Source organism: Nocardiopsis sp. TNDT3, from assembly GCF_003427465.1.
Taxonomy (GTDB): domain Bacteria; phylum Actinomycetota; class Actinomycetes; order Streptosporangiales; family Streptosporangiaceae; genus Nocardiopsis; species Nocardiopsis dassonvillei.
Window position 1 is genome coordinate 1 of the sequence record NZ_QPFC01000940.1, and the last position, 5,656, is coordinate 5,656.

Sequence of the window (5,656 nt, forward strand, 5' to 3'; positions counted from 1 at the left end):
CGGGTGGCCCTGCTCGGGCCGCGCCCGAGCGCAGGACCCCGTGCAGGAGCGCGCACAGCCGGGCGTCGCGCGGCCCGAGCAGGGCCACCCGGTCGCCGCGGCCCAGGCCCCGTGCGGCCAGGCGGGCGGCGACCCGTTCGGCGGCGGCGTCGAGGTCGCGGTAGCTGAGGGAGCGCACGCCGTCGGTCAGCGCCGTACGGAGCGGGTGCGCCCGACTCCCCTCCGTGAGCATGTCGGGCAGTGTGGGGGTGGATCGCAACACGTGCGTCATCGTCTCCGCTCCGTCTCCGCTCCGTCTCCGCTGTCTGGTTCGCGCGGCCCCGTGGCGGGGGCGTCCGTCACCGTCGGGCCCGGGACCGGCTCCGGAGCCTCATGCCGGGGTGTAGTCGGTGAAGTGCCGAGGTGAGAACAGCTCCGGCCATCCGCCCCGGTCGAGGCCGAGTTCGCGGGCGCGGGTGAGCATGTGCCGCCAGTAGGGCTTGACCGGGCGCCACCGGGCGCCGGTCTGGCAGTAGGAGGCGTCGACGAAGTAGCGGGGGCGGCGGGTCGTCCGCGGGGCGGGCCTGCGCGCGTGGAACAGCGCCGAGTTGAGCAGGACGGTCGAACCGGGCGGGAGCCGGTCGAGGACGGCCTCGCCCGGCAGCTCCGAGGTGCCCAGGTGGGCGCGGGCGGTCTTGTCCGCCTCCTCACGGTGGGACCCGGGCAGGACGGCCAGACTCCCCATGCTCTCGTCCAGGCCCGCCGGGTAGTGCAGGGCGTGCACCATGACCAGGCCCGGGTCCCCGAGGTCGTTGGGCTCGTTGTCGTGGTGCCAGGGCTTGCCCCCGGTGTCCGGGTCGTGCCTGGCGCTGTGCAGGTGGTGGAAGACGAAGGGCGCCTCCAGCAGCTCCGCGATCACCTCCAGCAGCGGGCGGTGGGTGAGGAGTTCGCCGTGGGCGGGCAGCTCCAGTTCCAGGGCCGGGCGGGGGTCGCCCCCCTCCGGGTCGAGGCAGGCGGCTATCGAGCGGTCGCGCAGCCCCTCGTCCACCCAGCGGTCCACCTCGGGGAGGAGCCGGTGGAGGAGGTTCTCGGGCAGGAGGCCGGGGAGGACGAGGTACCCCGACTCGGCGAAGCGCTCTCGTCGCTCGGCCGCGGACACGTCCTGGGACAACGCATGCGTCAAAGTGTCACCCGTGATTCGCGCTTCGGTGGTGGACGACTGCCGGGTCGTCGTGGGGATCGCCGTGCTGGTCCTGTTCCGGGGGTGGGAGGGCGTTCTCGTTTCCCGCCGACCGGGCGCTGGGGTAATGGCGAGGTATTTCCGCGGGAGGGCGGTGTTCCGTGGTCCGACTGCATCAATTTTGCATCCGTTCCCTTCTGTGTCAAGAAGGTCGGAAAAGAATCCCGTGGGGGATGTGCGAACACGTGCGCGCGCGAGGGTCGTGGGAGGTGTGGGGGGGTGTGTCAGCGCTGTTCACGGCGGTTTGCGGGCGCTGCTGCCCCCTGTTGTTGCTGGTGTGGAAAGCGGAGCCAAAATGTATTTTTGTCCCCTTTCTCCCTTCTGGGTCGTGAGGGAAAAGAAGAGGTGCCCGGTTCTCCGGAAAATGGGGGGAATGCGATTTTCCTCGGAGGGCGCGCCGTCATCGGACGCGTGCGCCCCCCGTGTGTTCGTCGCGGTCGGGGGCGACGGATTTCCCCGGTGATCCCTTATGCGCGAAGTGCGCGGCAGGGATGGTCTTTCTGGAAGGGATCCGTATCCGAAAAGCGTGTGTCCCGGACACGGCGTCGGCCCCGCCCCGCGTCGTGCGGGAACGGGGCCGTACGTCCGATCCGGGGCCTCAGCCGTCCGGGGACTCAGTCGCCCGGGGCGTCCAGGGCCCGCTCCAGGGCGTCGCGCACGGTGGCGCCCAGCAGCTCCACCTTGTACCCGGTCGCGGGCAGCGGGGAGCACAGGTCGGCCAGTCCCTCCAGCGCCTCGACCACGCCCCCGTCCAGCGCCCGGCCCGTACGCGCGCCCACCAGGGCGGCCTCCACCTCCGGCAGCCGCAGCGGGGTGCGGGCCACCCCGCCCACGGCCACCGCCGCCGAGGTCACCGGCCCTGACCCCCCGTCCGCCAGGGCCAGGCGTACCACCGCCTCCACCAGCGGCCACTCCGCGCGCGAGCGCCCGGTGGCACGGCGGTAGGCGGACCGCTCACCCGCGGTCGGGACCGGCAGCCCGACCGACACCAGTACCCGGCCGGGCTCCAGCACGTGGTCGCGGGTCGGGTCGGCGGCGTCGTAGAGGTCGGCCACCGCCATCTCGGTCCGCCCCCCGCCCGCCACCAGCACCGACGCGTCGTGGGCCAGCAGCGCCACCGCCAGCGAGGACGGGTGCGGGGCCGCGCACGGGCCCCGGTCCACGACCACCCCGTACAGATGGTCGCCCCCGCGCGCCGGGCAGGAGTCCCCGCCCGTCTGGAAGCAGTCGAAGGCCGGGTTGCGCAGGTACCAGCACCGGTTGCGCTGGAGCAGGTTGCCGCCCAGCGTCGCGGCGTTGCGCACCTGCGGCGTGGCCAGCGCCCGCGCCGTGGCCGCCAGCGCCGGATAGGCCGCCGCCAGCGCGGGGTCCGCGGACAGCTCGGCGACGCCGGTCAGCGCGCCCACCCGGGCCGAGCCGTCGGGGCGCCACTCCACCCCGCGCAGTTCGCGCACCCCGGTCAGGTCGACCACGGGCGCGGGCTCCAGGACCCCCGAGGCCAGGCACGCCGTCAGGTCGGTGCCCCCGGCGCGCGGACGGGCGCCCGTGCCCTCCAGCCGGGTCAGGGCCTCCTCCAGCCCCGCGGGGCGTGTGGTCGCGGTCAACGCAGTCCCTCCAGCAGTCGGTCCGGGCGGATGGGCAGGTCCAGGGGGCGCCAGCCGGTGGCGTCGTGCACGGCGTTGGCCACGGACGCGGCCACGCCCACCAGGGAGATCTCGCCCAGGCCCACCCCCGCGCCCGCGGCGTGCTCGAAGCCCTCCTGGTGGAAGTGCACCTCGGTCTCGGGGACGTCGCCCATCCCCGGGAGCCGGTAGTCCTCCAGGTTGTCGGTGAGCACCACCCCGGTGACCGGGTCGTGTCGGCGCTCCTCGAAGAGCGCGTACCCCACGCCCTGCACCACGGCGCCCTCGGCCTGGTTGCGGGCCAGCCGCTCGGCGTACACGCGGCCCACCGCCAGCCCCGCCCAGCAGCGGGTGGGGCGCACCCGGCCCAGCAGGGTGTCCACCTCCACCTCCATCACGTGCACGGCGCCGGTCATGCCCCGGCCCACGGCCAGGTCGTCCATGTTCGGGGTGAGCGCGCCCCGGCGGTCCCGGCCCCTCTCACCGACCACCCGCACCCCCTCGGCGGCGGCCAGGGCGTCCTTGAGGGCGTGCTCGGGGATGGGCCCCGAGGCGGGAACCCCCGGCTCGCGTTCGCGCAGCTCGGCGCGGAGCCGGTCGGCTGCGTCGGCGGCGGCGGGGCCCATCGAGGTGGTGGTGCGGCTGCCGAAGGAACCGGTGCCGTGCACCGAGGAGCTGTCACCGATCTCCACGCGCACGTCGGCGGCGGACATCCCCAGCCGCTCGGCGACCACCTCGCCCAGGACCGTGCGGATCCCGGTGCCGATGTCCTGGGTGGCGGAGCGCACCACCACCGCGCCGTCGCGGACCGACAACTCGACCTTCGCGCTCGGGCCCATGAGGTAGAGCCAGTTGGAGGCGGCGACGCCGACCCCGCGCCGGAACCGGCCGGTGCGGGCACCGCGCGGGCGCTCGCGCCACAGCTCCAGGGCGGCGGCCCGTTCGTACAGCGCCCGGCGCCTGTGGTTGCCGTCCCACCGGCGGCGCAGGGACAGGGGGTCCTCGCCCAGCCGGTGGGCCATCGTGTCCACGGCCTGCTCCACGGCCCAGGACATCGGGGCGCCGCCGGGGGCGCGCATGGGCGCCCCCGGCGGGCGGTGGGTGACCACGTCGAAGTCGCGGGCCCGGCGCGGCGAGCGCCCGTACATCAACAGCCCGAAGACGGCCGTGGTGGAGCCCACCGAGACGCCGCCGTCACCGTGGGAGTCCACGGTCAGCGCCGCCAGGTCCCCGGAGTCGTCGGCCAGCAGCGCCACCCGGGTGCGGGTTCCGGGGCGGTGCCCGGCGTCGGTGAGCTCCTCGGCGCGGTCGAAGGACACGCGCACCGGGGCGTGGGCCAGCCGGGACAGTTCGGTCGCGGCGACCATGTCGACCGACAGGCCGGCCTTGGCGCCGAATCCGCCGCCGACGTACTCGCTGAGCACGTGCACCCGCTCGGGCGACAGCTTCCAGCGCTCGGCGGCCTTCTGGGCGACCTTGGACACCGCCTGGGTGGACGCGCGCAGGGTCAGCGAGCCGTCGCGGTCCCAGGAGGCCACGCACACGTGGGGTTCCAGCGGGCTGTGCACCTGCACGGCGGTGGTGTACTCCTGGGCCACCAGGCGCGGATCCCGGCGTTCGGCGGCCGTGCGCAGGCGCCGCACCGCGGTCGCGCCGCGCCAGCCGACGGTGGTGGGACCGCGCGTGTTGCCGTCCCAGCGGCCCGGGAGGCCGGGGCCCTCGGCGTTGGAGGGGGCGGCCTGGCGCTCGGCGCGCGTGGGGTAGACACGCGGGGCGTCCTGCGCGCGCGCCTCCTCGACACCGAGCACGGAGGGCAGGGGTTCGTAGTCCACCCGCACGGCACGGGCGGCGGCGCGGGCCAGGGCCGCGGTGGGCGCGGCCACGGCGGCGATGGGCTGGCCGACGTAGCGCACCGTGCGCTCCTCGCCCAGCAGGTCGGTGAAGACCGGGTTCGGGTCCACGGGCTGTCCGGGCCCGGGGCGGCGGGCGGCCGCGCTCCGCGCTCCGCCGGGGTCGACGGCGCGCACCCGCGCGTGGGCGTGTGCCGAGCGCACGATCACCCCCTCCCAGGTGCCATCGGGGGCCAGGTCGGCGCTGAAGCGGGCCCGGCCGGTGACCTTGGCCAGGGCGTCCGCGCGCGGCGGCGCCTGCTCGGGTTCGGTGTCGAACTCACCCGCGCAGGCGGCGTCCACGGCGGCGAAGATCCCCTCGTAGGCGCCGCAGCGGCACAGGTGCCCGGCCAGGGCGTCGGCCACGCGGTCGCGGCCGGGGCGGACGTCGCCGTGCTCGGCGCGCCAGGAGTCGACGAAGGCGGAGGCCTCCACCACGAACCCGGGCGTGCAGTAGCCGCACTGCATCCCGTCGTGGGCGGCGAAGGCGCGCTGTACGGGGTGGTCGCCGCCCAGGCCCTCCACGGTGGTGACCTCGCGGCCCTCCAGCCGGTCGGCGGGCAGCAGGCACGAGGCGGTGGGCGCGCCCTCCACCAGGACGGTGCAGGCGCCGCAGACCCCGGTCCCGCAGGCGATCTTGGTGCCGGTCAGGCCGAGGCGGTCGCGGATGTGCTCGGCCGCCGTGGTGTCGGGGGAGTCGGGGGCGGGGGAGGAGACGCCGTTGACTCGAACATTCATGGGGTGGCTTCCCTCGATGTGAAGTTGACATTGTCAACTTAGGGGCGGCGCCGAACGCTGTCAACGAGCCACCGGGCCCCGCGCGGCCGCGACTTCCGGCCCTGGCGGCTCCGTGGCTGCTCCGGGCACGCGCGGCCCCGGCCGGTCCACGGCGAAAAAAAGGGGGAGGCCGGGCCGCCCCTCGGCGG

At 75.4% G+C, this 5,656-nt stretch carries 4 protein-coding genes; all 4 read right to left on the reverse strand.

Annotated elements, in window-relative coordinates; translation table 11 throughout:
* Window positions 1-271, reverse strand: a 271-nt coding sequence (locus DQW06_RS21955) for an AMP-binding protein (protein WP_157983546.1), incomplete at its 3' end; no start/stop codon positions are given.
* Window positions 272-370: 99 nt separating this feature from the next.
* Window positions 371-1,150, reverse strand: a complete 780-nt coding sequence (locus DQW06_RS21960; RefSeq protein WP_117199218.1) for a phytanoyl-CoA dioxygenase family protein — start codon at window positions 1,148-1,150, stop codon at window positions 371-373.
* A gap of 683 nt (window positions 1,151-1,833) precedes the next feature.
* Window positions 1,834-2,823 (reverse strand): xanthine dehydrogenase family protein subunit M, encoded by a 990-nt coding sequence (locus tag DQW06_RS21965; protein ID WP_013153259.1) that lies wholly within the window; start codon window positions 2,821-2,823, stop codon window positions 1,834-1,836.
* A complete protein-coding gene (locus tag DQW06_RS21970) occupies window positions 2,820-5,468 on the reverse strand; it encodes a molybdopterin-dependent oxidoreductase (protein ID WP_117199219.1) in 2,649 nt (882 codons plus the stop codon). Before DQW06_RS21970 ends, DQW06_RS21965 begins: the two co-directional genes overlap by 4 nt.
* Window positions 5,469-5,656: the final 188 nt, after the last annotated feature.